9 protein-coding genes are annotated in these 18,188 nt (G+C 68.2%); 4 read left to right on the top strand and 5 right to left on the bottom strand.

The features are described 5' to 3' along the window. Positions 1 to 89: 89 nt before the first annotated feature. From ACOZHM_RS03925 to glyQ, 3 genes are all read right to left on the bottom strand, one after another. Complete coding sequence (locus ACOZHM_RS03925; protein ID WP_421567650.1) at positions 90 to 6,866, bottom strand: hypothetical protein; 6,777 nt, start codon at positions 6,864 to 6,866, stop codon at positions 90 to 92. Between the two features lie 376 nt (positions 6,867 to 7,242). Continuing rightward, positions 7,243 to 9,339, bottom strand: a complete 2,097-nt coding sequence (glyS, locus tag ACOZHM_RS03920; protein ID WP_421567649.1) for a glycine--tRNA ligase subunit beta — start codon at positions 9,337 to 9,339, stop codon at positions 7,243 to 7,245. Beyond that, positions 9,336 to 10,247, bottom strand: a complete 912-nt coding sequence (gene glyQ, locus ACOZHM_RS03915) for a glycine--tRNA ligase subunit alpha (RefSeq protein ID WP_421567648.1) — start codon at positions 10,245 to 10,247, stop codon at positions 9,336 to 9,338. Before glyQ ends, glyS begins: the two co-directional genes overlap by 4 nt. Positions 10,248 to 10,362: 115 nt before the next feature. Between glyQ and ACOZHM_RS03910 the strand changes: the two genes are divergently transcribed. The 3 genes from ACOZHM_RS03910 to ACOZHM_RS03900 all read left to right on the top strand — a co-directional run bounded on the left by ACOZHM_RS03910 (position 10,363) and on the right by ACOZHM_RS03900 (position 13,907). Next, entirely contained in the window at positions 10,363 to 12,198 is a 1,836-nt protein-coding gene (locus tag ACOZHM_RS03910) for a GspE/PulE family protein (RefSeq protein WP_421567647.1), read from the top strand. Beyond that, on the top strand, positions 12,170 to 12,889 hold the full coding sequence (locus tag ACOZHM_RS03905) for a glutamine amidotransferase (protein WP_421567646.1): 720 nt from the start codon (positions 12,170 to 12,172) through the stop codon (positions 12,887 to 12,889). The genes ACOZHM_RS03910 and ACOZHM_RS03905 overlap by 29 nt, the downstream gene beginning before the upstream one ends. A gap of 106 nt (positions 12,890 to 12,995) precedes the next feature. Further along, positions 12,996 to 13,907, top strand: a complete 912-nt coding sequence (locus ACOZHM_RS03900) for a BPSS1780 family membrane protein (protein WP_421567645.1) — start codon at positions 12,996 to 12,998, stop codon at positions 13,905 to 13,907. Positions 13,908 to 14,595: 688 nt separating this feature from the next. Here ACOZHM_RS03900 and ACOZHM_RS03895 read toward each other — a convergent pair. Both ACOZHM_RS03895 and ACOZHM_RS03890 read right to left on the bottom strand, forming a co-directional pair. Beyond that, complete coding sequence (locus tag ACOZHM_RS03895; RefSeq protein WP_421567644.1) at positions 14,596 to 14,952, bottom strand: DUF1304 domain-containing protein; 357 nt, start codon at positions 14,950 to 14,952, stop codon at positions 14,596 to 14,598. 29 nt (positions 14,953 to 14,981) lie between these two features. Further along, the gene (locus ACOZHM_RS03890; RefSeq protein WP_421567643.1) at positions 14,982 to 16,319 is read right to left on the bottom strand and encodes an NTP/NDP exchange transporter; all 1,338 of its coding nucleotides are present in this window, start codon (positions 16,317 to 16,319) and stop codon (positions 14,982 to 14,984) included. A 180-nt stretch (positions 16,320 to 16,499) separates the two neighbouring features. On the opposite strand from ACOZHM_RS03890, the gene ACOZHM_RS03885 reads away from it, so the two are divergent. Then, the gene (locus ACOZHM_RS03885; protein WP_421567642.1) at positions 16,500 to 18,092 is read left to right on the top strand and encodes a GMC family oxidoreductase; all 1,593 of its coding nucleotides are present in this window, start codon (positions 16,500 to 16,502) and stop codon (positions 18,090 to 18,092) included. Positions 18,093 to 18,188 lie beyond the last annotated feature (96 nt).

Here is an 18,188-nt window from a genome sequence, read left to right as displayed (position 1 = left end):
TGGAGGGCCCCGCAGGGGCCGGATCGCCTGCGCGAACCGGCCCAACCGTGCGGTGACAAGGGGGGATTCCGTCAATGGGCATATGTCCCTCAGTACGTTTCCTCGATCTGCGGCTCCCACAGCTTGGGTACCGGCAGCGGCGGGGGACGCCGGGTCAACGCTTCGTCCACCCATGTTTTCGTGCCTTTCCTGACCGCCGATTCGATCGTCTTCAGCTCGACGGCGGCCATGTCCTGCATCTGGTCCCAGGTTGCGCCTGCCGCCTCCCAGGTATCCCGGTTCTTCGTGACGATGACATCCACCTTCCTGGCCGTCCACCAGTTGACCCGCTCGATATTATCCTCGAAGCGATAGAACACCCGGATGTGCATGCTGGGCATCATGACGAGCATCTCACTTATGCGTCGATCACAGCTGCGCCTGCACGGATTCATTTCCGACACCAAGTGAAGGTTGCCGTTGAGCTTGTCGACCTTCGCGCCCCGGGGTCCCCACAGCAATGGCTTGAGGGCCGGCAAGGCCTCGCTCAACGCCCTGAAGAAGCCATCGAGGAACTTCCCTTCGCTGCACGAGCGGATCTGGTACATGCGGTAGCCGATTCCCGCCTTCCATGTCCGCACATTGGCCGGCAGCAGGCCCGCATCGCCGACCAGCTTTCTGAGATTGGGTGAATAGTCCGAGTTTCCCAACAGTGAGATCTCCTCGTCGGTGAGTTCGGAGATTGGCACCTTGATCTTCTTGCCCTGCTTCGTGCTGGGCTTTGTGACGCGCAGGTCTTCTTCCTTCAGGATGATCAGCTTCGACGCCTGGCCGCCTTCAGCAAACTTGCCCGTCACCGGCGATAGATCGCTGCCCAGTGCGTAGTCCTCACGATACTGCTCGAAAAGCTGCAGGATGTGGTTGGACTCGGCGTCCGGCACCAGTATCCGGCGCACGGGTGCGCCTTCAAGCACCCCCTCCGACCCCAGCAGCGGGCGTGCATTGCCACTCATCGCCGTGGCCACCCGTGGGAAATGGGAAGGCAGTTCGAGTTGCCGACCGTCGTAGGAGAGGTCATTCAGCTCGTAGCTGGCGAAGTTGCCGATATCGAAGCTGTCCAGATCGCCAAATGACCTGCCCTGCAGCTCCTTCAGGCGAGCCTTCGATACGGGGTCCATCTCGTTCGCCGGCTCATCGAGTCTCTGCCCTTTTCCATGGGCACTCTTCAGCTGCCTGAGGTCCGCTTCCTGCTTGGTCAGTGTGTTGAACTCAACCAGCTCGCGCGAAAAATGCGTATGTCTTTCGGTCAGCCTTGCGTGCGTCGTGTCCATCACCCTCGCCAACGCGTCACGCATCTGCCGGTCATAAGGGGTTACGTCTGCGGGCGCGAGTGCGAGCGCATCGGACGATATGCCCGCGCAGTCGTCTGCCTTCTTGAACTTCGAGCCCGGTGATCTGGGCCAGCTGCACACCGTCACGATGGGCGACTTCCGCATCTTGTCCACCACGGCGCGGCGCAGGTCGCTCGGCATCGGGGTCAGTCCATTCCTGCCCGGGAGAGATTCCCGCTCTGCCGGCGTCAACTGCTCGAAAATTCCGTCCTGCCAGCTCGCGTACTCGTTGCCTGCACCATCGACGGGCGGCAGGTCATCATTGGCACGGCCAGCGAAGAGCAGCTTTGCCTCTGGCGCTCCGGGGCTGGAGGCAGTGAACGCAAGTTCGATACGGTCGCCCTCGACGCTGAGTGCCCTCACCTGTCGGCGCGGTAGCACCTCCTTCAGATGGATGCTGAGCTCCGAGACCTCGGCGAGCGTGTGCACGTTGCCTTCGATGATCGCCTGGCGCTGCTGACGCTGTGCGCGGCTGGCCAGTACGTTGGACACCGCCGTGCGGATCTCGGTGGGAAAGTCCCACGATTCCAGCTGGTGCTTCAGCTGTGGGCTGGCCGCAGTCACAAGCTCTTCTGCCTCGGCCTTGGTGAGTGCCCGGAAGTGCTTCACAAGATTGTCCGCTGCGGTGGGCAAGCGGTGCCGCATGGTGAGCCAGCGCTGCCAGCTTTCCAGACTCTGCTTCGGATTGTTGCGGATCGTCCGCACCAGTTCTTCGCGGACGGCGGCGATGAGCGTTACATCATCGGTGTCCTCCGGCAGCCCCAGGCGGCGCAGCACTACGTCCTGGTCGGCGGCGGCAATGAGATCGTCCAACGTGGGCAGATCTCTGGAACTGCCCACCCGCACGTGCAGGCCGACGTCGCCCTTGCCGAACCGGGCGGCCTGGTTCCATTCGTTCCCGACCATCGTATAGGTCAATACGCCTTTTCCGCCGCCCAGCGCGCTGTCGGCCCAGGCGCGAATCATCATCGCTTCGTCGCCCGGCAACCCCAACGTTCCGGGGTCGGCAAGGATGTCGGAAATGCGCAGGTTCATCAGCTCGCTGTCGATGACGGCATGCACATCTGCGGTGGGCTTCTTCAGCGTAAGCTCGCCGAACAGCGCTTCCAGTTCGTCGTAGCGGGTCGCCGGCAGGTTCTCGGCGTTCAGCCGCTTGGCCCAGTCGGGCGATCCGGGGCGGTTGTGTGGCGTGGTCGGGGCGCGCATGAGCGGAGGCGTGTCCGAACGCCGCCATGCGCCATCCTTGTACTCCACCGGTGCACCCACGGCGTCGCTGCGGCTGGGGTCACGCAGACGAAGCGTCCCATCGCCGTCGTCGTAGACCTCGACGAAATGATCGCCCTGACGGATATAGCGGCTTTCACCCTGCTGGTACACCACACCGCCGCCCGCTGCGTAGCGTACCTGCATCGGTTCGTTGGTGAGGGTTTCGCGGGAGCGCTGGAAGGCGTTGTTGACCGCGCCGTCGCGGGCGAACGCCCGCCCCTGCGCCCGCCACTGCGTCAGCGCGCGCCGCGCATCCCCCACGTTGTGCAGCGTGCGCCGCCCCAACTGGAACAGCAGCGCGGGAACGGTGCTGATCTGCAGGACATCGGCGGCGTCGAGCACGCTGCCGCCGATCGATTGAATGGCACCGTCGACATCGCCCCGATCGATCAGTTCGACGCCCTCGCGGATGCCGTCGGCCACCAGCGCCAGCGTGCCGACCACGCACAGGGCTACGGCGGTACCGCCGGTGGCCGCGGTGCACACGGTAGCCACGGCGATGGCACCGATGAGTTTCAGGGTCTCGCCGAAACGCTCCAGCTGGGTGACGGTCAACTCGTCGACGTCGGCAATGCGGCCTTCGATCAGCCGCCGCGCTGCGTCGTCCGGCCCGCGCGTGGGGCCGAAGCCCACGCCGAGTCCCGTGCCGGCCTCTTTCTTGCTGAAGGCCAGCGCCAGCGCCGGGTGGTGCCGGTAGAGCGTGCGCAGGCGGATGTAGCGCTCCGCATCATCGCCCTGCGCGACCCAGGCCTTGAACGCGCGCGCGTCCAGCAGCAGGTCGCCCTGCGGCGTGTCGGGCAGGAACACCCAGGTCGCGTTGCCGGCCTGCATCGCCCACAGGCCGGTGATCGGCTTGCCTGCCAGGGTGACCCCCATCAGCGAGGACGCGCGCGCGCCGGCACGGGCCTCGATCTGCGAATGCGCGCGGCGCAGCGCCGCATGCTGGGCGGCATCGAGCGTGCCGTCCAGATGCGCCTTCTCGATCATCCACGCGGTGCGGACGCGGATCTGGTCACCCATCGCCGTGACCAGGCGCGTGCCGGCCGCGCTGTCGTCGCGGTGGCTGCTGCCGAGCAGCGCCTGCAGGTGCTCGCTGTAGGCGTCGGCCAGGTGGTTGCTGTCAGCGAAGTCTTCCAGCACGCCACAGATCGCGCGTCGCAGGTCCTCGTCCTGCAACTGCGCGGTCAGCGCCGCAGCCGTGCGGGGCGTGGCGTCATCGGGCGACGGTGTAGCCGTGACGGTCATCAGTGCCAGCACGTCGGCGCTGGGCCACGGCTCGGCGGCCACGCGGACATTGGGCATGCGCGCGGCGGTATCGGGATCGGCCACCAGCGCCGGGCGGTGCAGTGCGCCGCGCTGCCAGCCGTTGCTGGCCCAGGCGGTCAGGGACATCTGCTGGCCGTCATGGCCGAGCATGATCCGGTCGGGGTCCACACTGTCCAGCGGGCCGCGGAACCCGGCCATGCGCAGGGCGCCGCGGATGGCCTCGGCCACGGCAGGCGCGGCGTGGGCGTTGAGCGACTGCAGGTCCTCCTTCAGCCGCTGCTGGAATTCCGCCTCAGCCGCGACGTTGGCGATGCCCAGTGCGGACCAGCGCAGCGCGCCCTGGTCCAGACGCTGCTGCTCCAGGGTCTGGCGGTAGTGCACCAGTCGAGAGGCCCAGTCCTGCAGCGCGGTCGGCGAGGCGGTGAAGCGCAACGCGAAGCTCTCCTGCGGGTTCCAGGCATCCGGCGACGATGGCCGCGTCTGGAACAGGGCTAGGCGCGATTCCCAGGCCTGCACCCGCTCGCGTACGGCGGCCTGTCGGGCCGGCGGCGCGGCGCGCACGATGTCGTCGGCCAGGGTCGGGTCCACGCTGTGGTTGTCGACGAACAGCCCGGCTTTGGCCCGGTTCGCGTCCAGGAACTGGCGGAACCGGGATTCGTCGCGGAACGCCTGGAACGTGGACAGATCCGAGCGGTACAGCACCACCTGGCCCTTGAGTGCGTCGTCGGTGCTGGTGCTGCGCAGCACCAGGTAGTTGGACACCGCGATGGAGACGTCGGTGCCATCGGGCAACCGGTCGACATAGGTGAGCGGCGAGGTTTCCACGTCCTGCGCCCCCTGCAGGAACCCCAGCACGATGTCGGCGCCGCGCAGCGGCTGTGCGGCATCGCTGCCGAGGCTGCCCTGCGCCTTGGCACGCAGCGCATGGATCACCAGTTTGGCCTTCACCGCTGCTTCGAGTGCGGGCCGCAGGGACTCCACCTCGGCGTTGACCTGCGCGCGCAGGTCGCGGCACGCGCGGCTGGCCACGAACCGGCGCAGCTGCGCCATCTCCGCCGCGTTCACCGGCAGGCCGTTGCGCAGGAAGGCGGGCGCCGGGCCGGCGTAGTCGCTCCGGGCCAGGCAGAACTCCAGCAACGGCAGGCGATCATCAACGCGGACCCCGGCACGCTGCGTGGACGGCAGGCGCACCTCGATGTCCTGCCAGTCGTGCGCCCAGCCATGCGCCGCCAAGCCGGTGGCCAGCAGTGTTCCCGGCACGCGCTCCAGTGCCACGAGTTTGGCCTGCTCCCGGCGCAGCGCGTGCCAATGGGTGACCAGCAGTTCCTGCTCCGACGCCGGCGCCTGGGCGACCCATTCCCAGCCGGGCTGCTGGGCGATGTCTTGGGCAACGGCCAGCGACCACAGCCGCATGACGTGGAGCTGCTCGTGCAGCGTCAGCGCTGCCGGCGGCGCGGCGGTGCTGGTCGGTGGGGCCGCCTCGCGGCGTGCGCGGCCGGTGCGGTGGGGTCCGGTGTCCAGCGTCTGTTCCAGGCGGTCCAGCTCGGACCGCCACGCGCCGTCCGGCGCTTGTTCAATGCGCATGGCGGCGTGTTCGACCAGTGCATCAACCGTAGGCGCCTCCTCGCCGCCCCAGGCGTAGTTCATGGCCTTCCAGGCCAGCGCGACCGCACCGCCTGCCGCAGCGGTGACGGCGGCAGCGACGGCGGCGGTCACCGTGCGCGGGTGGCGGTGGTAGATACGTCCGATCGCGCCCGCACCCGCGCCGCCTGCATTGGCAAGCATCGGTGGCGGCTGGATCAGTGGCTGGGTGGCCTTCACCCCACGCAGCGCCGAGTCACCCATGAGCTGCATTTCCACCGGCGGCGGCGCCTGCGGTACCTGCACGAATCCCGCCGCCTCGCGCAGCAGCGGCACTCCAGCGAAAAGCCATGCCACCCAACCGGGCAGCGCACTGGTCGCGCGCGACGCCGGCGACGTCGCCGCCTCGGGGTGCTGCTGCACGTCGCTGGCGACGGGCGGGGCGGCGATCGCGCCGCCGCGTTGGGGGTGTCCGGGCACCGTCCAATCGGCGGGCTCGACGTCCACGTTCTGCCAACTCGGCACGATGGCATGGCGGCGGTCGACCGCCCTCTGGTGCTGGACCAACGCCTCCTTCTGCTGCCGGGTCGGCCGCACCTTGTCCGCCGACAGGTCGGGCCCGTCCGGCTTCACCACGTGCGCCAGCAGCGACCCACCCACACTGTTCATCCCCACCAGCGTCTGCCAGTACCCAGGCAGGCCCGCCACGAACCGGCCCGCGCCCTGCAGCGCCTGCGACGGCGGCGGCAACGCCTTCTGCACTTGCCAGAGCAGCACGGCAACCGCGAGCGCCGGACCGGCCTGGCGGATATCCAGCTGCGGCAGCAGCGCCTCATCGGTGCACTCGATCCAGCGGTGCAATGCTTCGAGGCCGTCGCGAATGTCGGCCGGCAGCGCCTGGATCAGGCGCTCAACCTCGTCCCAGTGCCGCAGCGGCGAGGGCAACAACGCCGCCAGCGACGGCAGTGCCGCCGCCACGCTGGACCAGTTGCGCTGATAGAGCGAATGGGCCACCTGCCCTGCGGCCATCAACGCGCCTGCACCCGGAGCCGCCGTCGCGAGAAGGGTCAGCTGCAGGCGGTTGAGCACCCGGCTGGCCGCGCTGGAGAGGAACGTCGTCAGCGCTGCCGGATCGGCAGCGCGTTGCGCCAGCAGCGTGCTGTAGAAGTCCGTGATCTGCGCACGCGCATCCTGATCCGCCGGGCCGGACGCCGCGTCCAGTTCGCGCTGCATCAGCGCGGCGACCTCGCGTGCGCGGGGATCGCCACTGCCCAGGATGGCGTGCATGACCGCACGCTCTTCCGGATCCAGTGGAATCGGCGCGAAGGAGGTTGCCGGCCACGGTAGGGCCGCGTGCGCATCGTTGGCGATCTGATCAAGCACCAGTATCGGCTCGCGGTTCTGCCCGGGCGGGCGAGCGCTGCAGACCGGTTGCGCAACGGGGTTGGGGCTCGCAGGCGTAGGCGCCGCGACAGCAGATCGTGGGGGATGCATGTCAGGTGTACTTCCAAGGGAGTGCAGATGAAGGAGGACCGCACGGATCACACGCATGCGTGATCGCCAGTACCGCGGCGCGCCGACATCATTACGACGGGTTCACCTGCTTGGATTTCAAAAACCTATCGTTTCATTCGGTACATACCGATCGCTCAATCAGAACTCGGATGTGTTGCATGGTTTAAACAGCGCGCGCACAAACGAAAAGCGCCCGGACATGCCGGGCGCTTCAAGGGATACCACGCGGATCGGTGCAGTTACGTCAGCTCGACAGATGCTCGATCGCCGCCACGCTGCCCAGCCGGTCGCCCAGCCGCTTCAGCAGTGCAAGGCGGTTGCCACGCAGCGCCGGATCGTCGGCATTGACCATCACGCCGTCGAAGAATGCATCGACCTGGGCGCGCAGACGAGCCAGACGCGCCAGCACGCTGACGTAATCCTTCTGGTGCAGGCTGGCGTTGCTGTCATCGATGGCCGCTTCCACGGCTTCGGCCAGTTCGCTTTCGGCCGGTTCGGCCAACAGCGCCGGATCGACCATGCCCGGGATCTCGCCCTCGGCCTTGCGCAGGATGTTGCGGATGCGCTTGTTGGCCGCTGCCAGCGCCTCGGCTTCCGGCAGCGCGGCGAAGATGCCGATGGCATCCACGCGGCGGTCGAAGTCATACAGCGAGGCCGGCTTCAGTTCCGCCACCGCATTGAAGTGCGTGGCGGGCACGCCCTTGTCGGCGTAGTAGCCGCGCAGGCGGTCGAGGATGAAGTCGTACAGTTCCTGCGGCAGCGCGTCGGTGTTGCGCTCCGCGCTGGGCTGCACGGCCACCGGAAGACCAGCCAGAGCGGTGACCAACAGCGCGCGCAGGTCCAGATCGAACCCGGACTCGATGATCGTGCGGGCCAGGCCCAGCGCGTTGCGGCGCAGGGCGAACGGGTCCTTGTTGCCGGTCGGCTTCAGGCCTGCGGCAAAGCCGCCGGCCAGGGTGTCCAGCCGTTCGGCAATCGCCAGCACCTTGCCCAGCGCCGACAGCGCGATGTCATCGCCGGCGAAGCGCGGCTGGTAGGCCTCGTCGATGGCCAGCGCGACCTCGGGCGATTCGCCACCGGTCACCGCGTAATGACGGCCCGCGATGCCCTGCAGCTCCGGGAACTCGTTGACCATGCGCGACTGCAGGTCGTTCTTGGCCAGCTGCGCGGCGCGTTTGGCCAGCACCGGGTCCACGTCGACCTGCGCGGCGATGGCGCCGGCCAGCGCGACCACGCGCTGCACCTTGTCGGCCACCGAACCCAGCTTGGCCTGGTAGGTCACGGTCTTCAGGCCATCGCCCATCGACTCCAGGCCCTGCTTGAGGTCTTCGTCGAAGAAGAACTTGGCATCGGCGAAGCGCGGGCGGATGACCCGCTCGTAGCCCTTGGCCACTTCGGCCACGTTCTTCGATTCGATGTTGGCAATGCCGATGAACTTCTCGGTCAGCTTGCCGCCGGCGTCGAGCACCGGGAAGAACTTCTGGTTGACCTCCATGGTCTCGATCAGCGCTTCCTGCGGCACGGCCAGGAATTCGCGTTCGAAACTGCACAATACCGGCGCCGGCCATTCGACCAGGTTCACCACCTGGTCCAGGTTGTCGGCGGTGATGCGCGCCTGGCCACCGGCCTTGGCCGCTTCGGCGTTGACCGCCTCGACGATGCGGGTGCGGCGCGCGTCGGCGTCGACCAGTACATAGGCGGCCTGCAGCGAGCTGACGTAGTCGTCCGGCGAGGACAGCCACACGGTCTTGTCGTGCATGAAGCGATGGCCACGGCTCATGCGGTCGGAGCTCAGGCCCAGCAGCTCGGCCTCGATCACGTCCTTGCCGTGCAGCAGCACCAGCCAATGCACCGGGCGCGCGAAGCCATAACTGTGGCTGCCCCAGCGCATCGGCTTGGGAATGGGCATGGCGGCGATCGCCTCGCGCAGGATCTCCGGCAGCAGCGCGGCGGTGCGCGCGCCCGGGGTCACCGAACGGTGCACGAAGCGCTCACCCTTGGCGTCGCTGGTGCGCTCCAGCGCGGTCCAGTCGATCCCGGCCTTGGCGGCGAAGCCCTGCAGCGCCTTGGTCGGCTGGCCGTCGGCGTCCAGTGCGATGTTCAGGTACGGGCCCAGCACTTCACCGTGCTGCTCGGGCTGCTCCACGGCCACGCCGGGCAGCAGCACCGCCAGCCGGCGCGGGGTGGACAGCGGCTTGGCATCGCCGCGTTCCACGGCCACGCCACGCTTGGCCAGGCCGTCGATGACGCCATCGAAGAAGGCCTGGGCCAGGCCCGGCAGCGCCTTCACGGGCAGTTCTTCGGTACCCAGTTCGATCAGCAGCGGCAGCATCGTGCTCATGCCTGCACCTCCTTGGCAGCCACCGCTTCGATGCGCTTGGCCTCATACAGTTTTGCCACGGCCTGGGCCAGCGCGCGCACGCGCAGGATGTAGCGCTGGCGCTCGGTGACGCTGATCGCGCGGCGCGCGTCCAGCAGGTTGAACGAATGGCTGGCCTTGCACACCTGCTCGTAGGCCGGCAGCGGCAGCCCCACCTCGACCAGCTTCTGCGCTTCCTTCTCGCACGCGTCGAAGCGGTGGAAGAGTTCGTCCACGTCGGCGTACTCGAAGTTGTAGGTGCTCTGCTCGACTTCATTCTGCAGGTACACATCGCCGTAGGTCACCGGCGTGCCGTCCGGGCCATAGGTCCAGACCAGGTCATAGACGTTGTCGCAGTTCTGCAGGTACATGCACAGGCGCTCGAGACCGTAGGTGATCTCGCCCAGCACCGGCTTGCACTCCAGGCCACCGGCCTGCTGGAAGTAGGTGAACTGGGTCACTTCCATGCCGTTGAGCCACACTTCCCAGCCCAGGCCCCAGGCACCCAGCGTGGGCGATTCCCAGTTGTCTTCGACGAAGCGCAGGTCGTGCACCAGCGGGTCGATGCCCAGCGCCTTGAGCGAATCCAGGTATAGCTGCTGGATGTTGTCCGGGCTGGGCTTCATCGCCACCTGGTACTGGTAGTAGCGCTGCAGGCGGTTGGGGTTCTCGCCGTAGCGGCCGTCGGTGGGGCGGCGCGAGGGCTGCACGTACGCGGCATTCCAGCTTTCCGGGCCGATCGAGCGCAGGAAGGTGGCCGGGTGGAAGGTGCCGGCACCGACCTCCAGGTCCAGCGGCTGGATCAGCACGCAGCCCTGCTGCGCCCAATACTGGTTGAGGGTCTGGATCAGGCCCTGGAAAGTGATCGGAACGTTCTGGGTCGCGGACATGCGGCGGAGTCTTGCCTGCTCAGGGGGTGCGCTAGTATAGCGACGGACCGCCCGCCGGCATTCCAGGCAAGCCGCCATCACGCCGTGCAGCCCCCGCTCCGAGGATTCTGGCGCCATGGAACACCGCTCTCCGGCAACGCTCGCCCCCGCTCCAGCTCCGGGGCCTCTGCCGCCGGGCCGGCTGGTCTTCGAACAGGTCGCCGCCGCCATGGTTGCCGACGGCCTGGTCGCCGCCAGCGACCTGGAACGCATCCGTTTTTCCGGCCACGGCGCGCGCAACGCCAGCGAAGTGCACCCGCTGGTGCTGCTGGCCAACCTGAAGCTGGCCGCCACCTCGGGCGGTGAACTGGGGCTGGAGCGGCTGACCGAATGGCTGGCCACCCGCACCGGCACCCGCTACCTGCGCATCGACCCCACCCGCGTGGACGTGGCGGCGGTGACCGCGCTGGTCTCGCATGCCTATGCGCGCCGGCACCGGTTCCTGCCGCTGGCGGTGGACAGCGAACGCCTGCTGGTGGCCACCAGCGAGCCACTGGCCCAGGAATGGCTGCTCGACCTGCAGCACCTGGCCCGGCGCCGGATCGAGCTGGCCATGGTCAACCCGCTGGACCTGCACCGCTACACGATGGAGTTCTACGGGGTGACCCGCTCGGTGCGCGGCGCGCGCGGCGACGTGCGCAGCGAGCCCAGCGGCACCCTGCCCAGTTTCGAGCAGCTGGTGGAGCTGGGCCGCGCCGGCGATGTGAATGCCGATGACCAGCACGTGGTGCACATCGTGGACTGGCTGCTGCAGTACGCCTTCGAGCAGCGCGCCTCGGACATCCACCTGGAGCCGCGCCGCGACATGGGCCGCATGCGCTTCCGCATCGACGGGGTGCTGCACAAGGTGTTCGAGGTGCCGCCGCCGGTGATGACCGCCATGGTCAGCCGGATCAAGGTGCTGGGCCGCATGGACCTGGCCGAGCGCCGGCGCCCGCAGGACGGCCGCATCAAGACCCGTTCGCCGGGCGGGCGGGAGGTGGAAATGCGCCTGTCGACCATGCCCACCGCCTTCGGCGAGAAGTGCGTGATGCGCATCTTCGACCCGGACGCGGCGTTCAAGAGCATCGACCAGCTCGGTTTCAGCCCGGAAGAAGCCGCCGGCTGGACCGCGCTGGTGGAGCGCCCGCACGGCATCGTGCTGGTCACCGGGCCCACCGGCTCGGGCAAGACCACCACGCTGTATTCGACGCTGAAGCGGCTGGCCACGCCGGACGTGAACGTCTGCACGGTGGAAGACCCGATCGAAATGATCGCGCCGGAATTCAACCAGATGCAGGTGCAGACCAACATCGACCTGGACTTCGCCGCCGGCGTGCGCACCCTGCTGCGGCAGGACCCGGACATAATCATGATCGGCGAGATCCGCGACCTGGAAACGGCGCAGATGGCGGTGCAGGCCTCGCTGACCGGCCACCTGGTGCTGTCCACGCTGCATACCAACGACGCCCCCTCGGCGATCACCCGCCTGCTCGACCTGGGCGTGCCGCATTACCTGCTGGCCTCCACCCTCAACGGCATCCTGGCCCAGCGCCTGGTGCGCACCCTGTGCCCGCACTGCAAGGTGCCCAAGGCGCTCAGCGCGGCGCAATGGGCGGTGCTGGCTGATGCCGATGAAGCATTACCTCAGGCGCCCACGCCATATGCGCCGGCCGGTTGCCTGGACTGCCGGCGCACCGGTTACCTGGGCCGGGTAGGCCTGTATGAGTTGCTGCCATTGGGTTCGCGGCTGCGCGGGCTGATCCGCGCGGACATGGATCTGGCCGGTTTCAGCCGTGCCGCGCGTGCTGAAGGGTTGCGAACCCTGCGTCGCGCGGGACTTGAAAAGGTAGCCGCAGGGCTGACTACAATCGAGGAAGTCCTGACCGTACTGCCTCCTGCTGATGAACCGCTCACCCTTCCTGATTCTTGAAACCGGCCAACCGGTCGCCTCGCTGCGCCGCTACGGCCGTTTTCCGCACTGGATCCGGGTCGCGGCGGGGTTGGATGCGGACGAGACGGTGGTGGTGGACGTCGAACACGGCGGGCAGCTTCCCGACCCGCGCCAGTTTGCCGGGGTGATCATCAGCGGCTCGGCCGCCTACGTGACCGACCGCGCCGACTGGAGCGAGCGCAGCGCGCAGTGGCTGCGCGACGCGGCACACGACGACCGCCCGGTATTCGGCATCTGCTACGGCCACCAGCTGCTGGCGCACGCGCTGGGCGGTGAAGTGGCCTACAACCCGGCCGGCCGCGAATCGGGCACGATCGAGCTGGCGCTGGAGCCCTCGGCAGTCGACGACCCGCTGTTCGCCGGGCTGCCGGCCCGCTTCGCCGCCCATGCCACCCACCTGCAGACGGTGCTGCGCGCGCCGGACGGCGCCGCGATCCTGGCCCGCTCGGCGCAGGACAACTGCCACGCGTTCCGCTGGGGCCGCCAGGCCTGGGGCGTGCAGTTCCACCCGGAGTTCGCCACCCACCACATGCGCGGCTACGTCCGCGCCCGCGCCGACTGCATCGGGCGCCACGGCGGCTGCGCCCGCACGGTCGCCCGCGACGTCAGCGCGGCCCCGCTGGCCCGTCAGCTGCTGCGCCGCTTCGTGCGCCAGGCGCGCAACAACTGAGGCCCGCTGCGCAAGCGTCGTTCCCTTCAGGTGATGCGCACGGAAAACAGGGATAATCGATCCGATTCGGGGCGTGCGCGCCCTTCCTCCCCTGTTCCGGAATGGTATGAGCGAGATTCGCAAGCTGCCCGCCTCGGCGGGCGCCCAATGGCTGCTGGACGCGTTTTCCCTGTATCGCCGTGCCCCGCTGCAGCTGGCGGTGCTGGGCGTGATCGGCATGCTGGTCAGTTCGTTGATCCTGGTCCTGGCGCAGGCGCTGCCCAGCTGGCTTGGCGTGCTGGGCCAGCTGGTCTCGGTGGCGGTCGGCCCGCTGGTGTTCGGCGGCATGCTGTGCGCGGTGAGCGAGGTGGACCAGGGCCACCGCGCGTTGCCGGTGCACCTGCTGCAGCCGATCCGCGACCGCCGCGTCAGCCACCTGCTGGTTCCGCTGGCGATCCAGCTGATCGCGATCATTGTGCTCGGCACGCTGCTGTACCTGATGCTGGGCGCGGACGGACTGAGCGCCTCGGCCGACATGTTCCGCAAGATGCAGGAACTGCAGCAGTCCGGCGCGACGCCCAGCAATGAGCAGACCCTGGCCTTGATGGCCGGGGTGCCGGTGGTGCGCATCCTGGTGTGGATGCTGCTGGCGTTCGTCACGTTCGTGGCGCTGAGCATGGCGATGTTCACCCAGCCGGCGCTGGTGGTGTTCGACCATCAGAGCGGCATGCATGCGCTGCGCATGAGCCTGCAGGGCTGCATCCGCAACTTCGGTGCGATGGCAGTGTTCATGCTGCTCGGCCTGATCGCGGCGATGTGCATCTACTTCCTGGTCGCGATCATGATGCAGCTGGCCTTGCTGGTCGGCGGCATGGGCGCGGCCGCCTTCGTCGTGCAACTGGCCATGGCCACGGTGATCATGCCGCTGTACGTGGGTGCGGTATACGCCGCCTGGAAGCAGATGTTCGCCCACCGCAGCCGCGCCACCCCGCCGCAGGTACCGCCGTCGAATGGGCCTGGGAATATTTTCGCGGCTTGATCGGCAAGGGCAACGGCAACAACGGCAGCGTTTTCATTGGTACGTGCTGGGGCCGAGCGACGGGCAGCCCCGCTCCGGGACACGCCGCAAGTACGTCCCTGTAGGCTGCGCCAAAACTTGCGCGTGGACGCAATCCTGCGTACACGGCAAGGCCGGGGTTGGGCGTCCTGCCCAACCCGTCCGGCGCATGCGCCGGACCCATGTTTTGGAGCGTCCCTCCGGGGGCTACCCGCCGGCCGCCCCCGACAGAGGGTCGCGTGCGGATGGAACAGCAGACACGCATGGCGTGTCTCTACGCGGCGGCGCAGCCGCCTGCGGGCCGGTAGAGTTGGTTCCCAAACAACTGCGCGCGATGCCGATCGGCACGGCAACGCATGACAGAAAACGAAGAACGCCGTTGCCGTTGATCTCCATCGGCCACCTGCCAACCGTCAAAGGGTCGGCGGGGGTGGGTTTGCGGGGGTATGAGCCGCATGGATGCGGCGACTAAGCCCCCATGGATGGGTTTACGGCGTCCCCCGCAAACCCGCACCCGCCGGCCCAGCGCGAGCACGTTCGCAGGCCTGGGCTGTTCGCCCAAATGCATGAAGCAGCCGGGCAAAGCCCGGCTCTACCGGACCTCATGCAACCCGAGCTGTCATGCAACCCGAGCTGTCATGCAACCCAAGCTGTCATGCAACCCGATCCATCAGGCCGGCACGAACTGCCACGCAATGACCGCCAGGATCGCAGGCACCGCCTGGATGAAGAAGATCCGCTTGTTCACGCTGTACGCGCCATAGCAGCCGGCCACGATCACGCAGCCCAGCATGAAGTTCACCAGCATCGGCAGATGGTCGAACAGGCCCCAGAACAGGCCTGCCGCCAGGAAGCCGTTGTAGAGGCCCTGGTTGGCGGCCAGCACCCGCGTCGTCTCCGCCTTCTCCGGCGTATTGCGGAACGTCTTCAGCCCCAGCGGGCGCGTCCACAGGAACATCTCCAGCACCAGGAAATACACGTGCAACAGCGCGACCACCAGGGTCAGGATCAGTGCGGTCCAGTACATGCGCAACCCTCGAACAAGATGGACAGAGCTTACTCCGGCCGCTCGGCCGGCAGCTTCTTTTCTTCGCGCAGCAGTCCGAACGCCGCCGCCGTCATGATTCCCGCCACCAGCAGCCCACCGGCGAACACCGCGTGCGAGCCGAACAGCGACAGCCCCTTGTGCACCCACGCGAACGTCAGATCGCCGCCGCGGTACACCACCGTGTCGATCGCCGCGCCGGCCTTGTAGCGCCACTGCCGGTCCACCCGCGTGAAAATCGTCTCGCGCGCCGGCTTGGCCAGCGAGAACTCACTCGCGCGCGTCATCACCTGCACCATCGCCACCAGCAGCGGCAGCGGCGACGCCGCCAGTATCGAGAACCCGACGATGATCGCAAAGCCCGGAATCAACAGCGCCGGCGCGATCCCGAAGCGCGACAGCAGCCAGCGGGTCACCCCCAGCTGCAGGATCAGCGTCAGCGCATTGATCGCCAGGTCTACCCGCGAATAGAACGCCGTGCTCGCCGCCGCGTCCGTGTACAGCCGGCGCACGATCGACGCCTGCTCGTTGTAGAGCAGCGTGCCGATCCCCACCCCGAACACCACCATCAGCGCCAGCCAGCGCAGCAGCGGCTCCCGTGCGATCAGCTTCAGCCCGTCCAGCACGCCCCCCCCCATCGGCGCCTCGCCCGACGCCAGCTGCAGCTCCTGCTCGCGTGCCACCGCCCACAGGCGCAGCCGCCAGATGCAGAACAGGCAGACCGTCAGGAACCCCGCCGACACCAGCATCAGATTGGCAATGCCCACCCGCTGCACCAGCGTCGACGTCAGCGTCGGGCCCAGGAATGCCCCGATCGTCCCGGCCGCCCCGATGTAGCCGTAGAACGCCCGCGCCTGCACGTTCGAGAACACATCGGCCATAAAGCTCCAGAACACCGCCACCGCGAACAGATTGAAGACCGTCGTCCAGAAGAAGAACAGCATCCCGCGGCCCGGCACCCCGCTGTCGAACAGCACATAGAAGCCCAGCAGCGTCACAATGAAGAACCCGTACACCGCCGGCAGGAACACCCGCCGTGGATAGCGGCTCACCAACGCCCCGTACAGCGGCTGCAGTACCACCATGATCACGAACACGCAGGTGAACAGCACCTGCAGCACGAAGTCCTGCAGCGCAATGCCGTGGCCGGCGAACCAGCCGATCAGCGCCGGCGGGAATACCGTCTGCAGGTCGGCCGACGCCGCCATCGCCTCGCGTACCGGGCGCAGCACGTAGTAGCCGCTGAGCAGGCAGAAAAAGTACACGCACGCCCAGAACAGGGGCGGCGACTGGCGCAGCGCCGCACGCAGCCCGGGCTGCGCCGGTGGGGTCGGCTCCGGGGCGGTCATCGCACGCAGGTCCCGCACAGGCGGCGTGGCAGCGGCAGCATCGTGGGGATTCCGGGCAGCAAAGCGCGCAAGGTAAACGATGCACCGCAACATCGCCAGTGGTCGACGCGCGCACCCGTGCAACGCAGCGTGGCGGCACGTGCTGGCTTATGCTCGTCCCATCACCGTTGGGGAACGGACATGTACGACTACATCATCGTCGGCGCCGGTTCGGCCGGCTGCGTGCTGGCCAACCGGCTCAGCGAGGACCCGCGCTGCCGCGTCCTGCTGCTCGAAGCCGGCCCCCGCGACCGCAACCCCTTCATCCACATGCCGGCCGGGCTGGCACGGCTGGTCAACAACCGGCGCATCAACTGGAACCTGTACACCGAGCCCGAACCCGCGCTGGACGGGCGGCGGCTGTGGTGGCCGCGCGGCAAAGTGCTGGGCGGCTCCAGCTCCATCAACGCCATGTGTTACGTGCGCGGCGTGGCCGCCGACTACGACGGCTGGGCGGCAGCGGGCGCCACCGGCTGGAGCTGGGACGACGTGCTGCCCTGGTTCCTGCGCGGCGAGGCCAACAGCCGTGGCGCCAGCGCGCTGCATGGCGACGCCGGGCCGCTGTCGGTGTCCGACCTGCGCCACCACAACCCGCTCTCCGATGCCTTCATCGACGCCGCCGTGCAGGCCGGTCACCCCCGCAACGACGACTTCAACGGCGCCGGGCAACTGGGCGTGGGCCTGTACCAGGTCACCCAGCGCGACGGCGCACGCTGCTCCAGCGCCACCGCCTACCTGCGCCCTGCGCGCGGCCGCCGCAACCTCACCGTCCTGACCGGTGCGCAGGCGCGCATGCTGAGCTTCCAGGGCGACGCCGCCAACGGCATCTACTTCCACCACCACGGCGAACACCGGCATGCCAGCGCCACCACCGAGGTCATCCTGAGCGCGGGTGCCATCCACTCCCCGCAGTTGCTGATGCTGTCCGGCGTCGGCCCTGCCCAGCGCCTGCGCGGCCACGGCATCACCCCGCGCACCGACCTGCCCGGCGTCGGTGGCAACCTGCAGGATCACCTGGACATCTGTACCCTGCGCCACACCCATCCCGGGGTGAGCTACGACCGCAGCAACCAGGCGCGCATCGCCTTCGACTACTTCCTGCGGGGCCGGCGCGGCGCGGGCAGCAGCAACATCGCCGAGGCCGGTGGCTTCGCCCGTTCCCCCTTGGCGCCCGACGCGCACGCCGACGTGCAGTTCCACTTCGTGCCGGCCATGCTGGACGACCACGGCCGCCACCGTCTTGCCGGCGATGGCTACACCCTGCACGCCTGCGCACTGCATCCGCGCAGCCGCGGCCGCATCCACCTGCGCGACGCCGACCCGGCGTCTCCGCCGCGCATCGAAGCCAACTACCTGGGCGATGCCGACGGCCACGACCTGGCGATGATGAAGGCCTGCGTGCGCATGTCGCGCGAGATCCTTCGCCAGCCAGCCTTCGACCGCTGGCGCGGCGCGCCGATCTTCCCCGGCCGCGACGACCTGGACGACGCCGCGCTGACCGCCTTCATCCGCGCCAAGGCCGAGACCATCTACCACCCGGTCGGCACCTGCGCGATGGGCCAGCACCGCGACGCCGTGGTCGACCCGCAACTGCGCGTGCACGGGCTGCGCCGGCTGCGCGTGGTCGACGCGTCGGTGATGCCGACCCTGGTGAGCGGCAACACCAATGCCCCCACCCTCATGCTTGCCGAACGCGCGGCGGACTGGATCCGCAGCGCCTCCACACGAAACTGAACAGGGGCGCGCCGACGCGCCCCGCTCCCATGCGTCCAGACCATGCAAAAACCGGGCCTTTTCAATGCGATACGCATTCATCTTCGCTTCGTTTGT

The sequence above is a fragment of the Stenotrophomonas sp. PD6 genome (assembly GCF_049199305.1).
GTDB lineage: Bacteria > Pseudomonadota > Gammaproteobacteria > Xanthomonadales > Xanthomonadaceae > Stenotrophomonas.
Note: the sequence above shows the minus strand (reverse complement) of the source record. Positions and strands in the feature narration are given on the sequence as shown.

Coding starts and splice junctions, on each gene's coding strand:
- glyS (WP_421567649.1), bottom strand. CDS start 9,339: ATGAGCACGATGCTGCCGCTGCTGATCGAACTGGGTACCGAAGAACTG.
- glyQ (WP_421567648.1), bottom strand. CDS start 10,247: ATGTCCGCGACCCAGAACGTTCCGATCACTTTCCAGGGCCTGATCCAG.
- ACOZHM_RS03910 (WP_421567647.1), top strand. CDS start 10,363: ATGGAACACCGCTCTCCGGCAACGCTCGCCCCCGCTCCAGCTCCGGGG.
- ACOZHM_RS03895 (WP_421567644.1), bottom strand. CDS start 14,952: ATGTACTGGACCGCACTGATCCTGACCCTGGTGGTCGCGCTGTTGCAC.
- ACOZHM_RS03905 (WP_421567646.1), top strand. CDS start 12,170: ATGAACCGCTCACCCTTCCTGATTCTTGAAACCGGCCAACCGGTCGCC.
- ACOZHM_RS03900 (WP_421567645.1), top strand. CDS start 12,996: ATGAGCGAGATTCGCAAGCTGCCCGCCTCGGCGGGCGCCCAATGGCTG.
- ACOZHM_RS03885 (WP_421567642.1), top strand. CDS start 16,500: ATGTACGACTACATCATCGTCGGCGCCGGTTCGGCCGGCTGCGTGCTG.
- ACOZHM_RS03890 (WP_421567643.1), bottom strand. CDS start 16,319: ATGACCGCCCCGGAGCCGACCCCACCGGCGCAGCCCGGGCTGCGTGCG.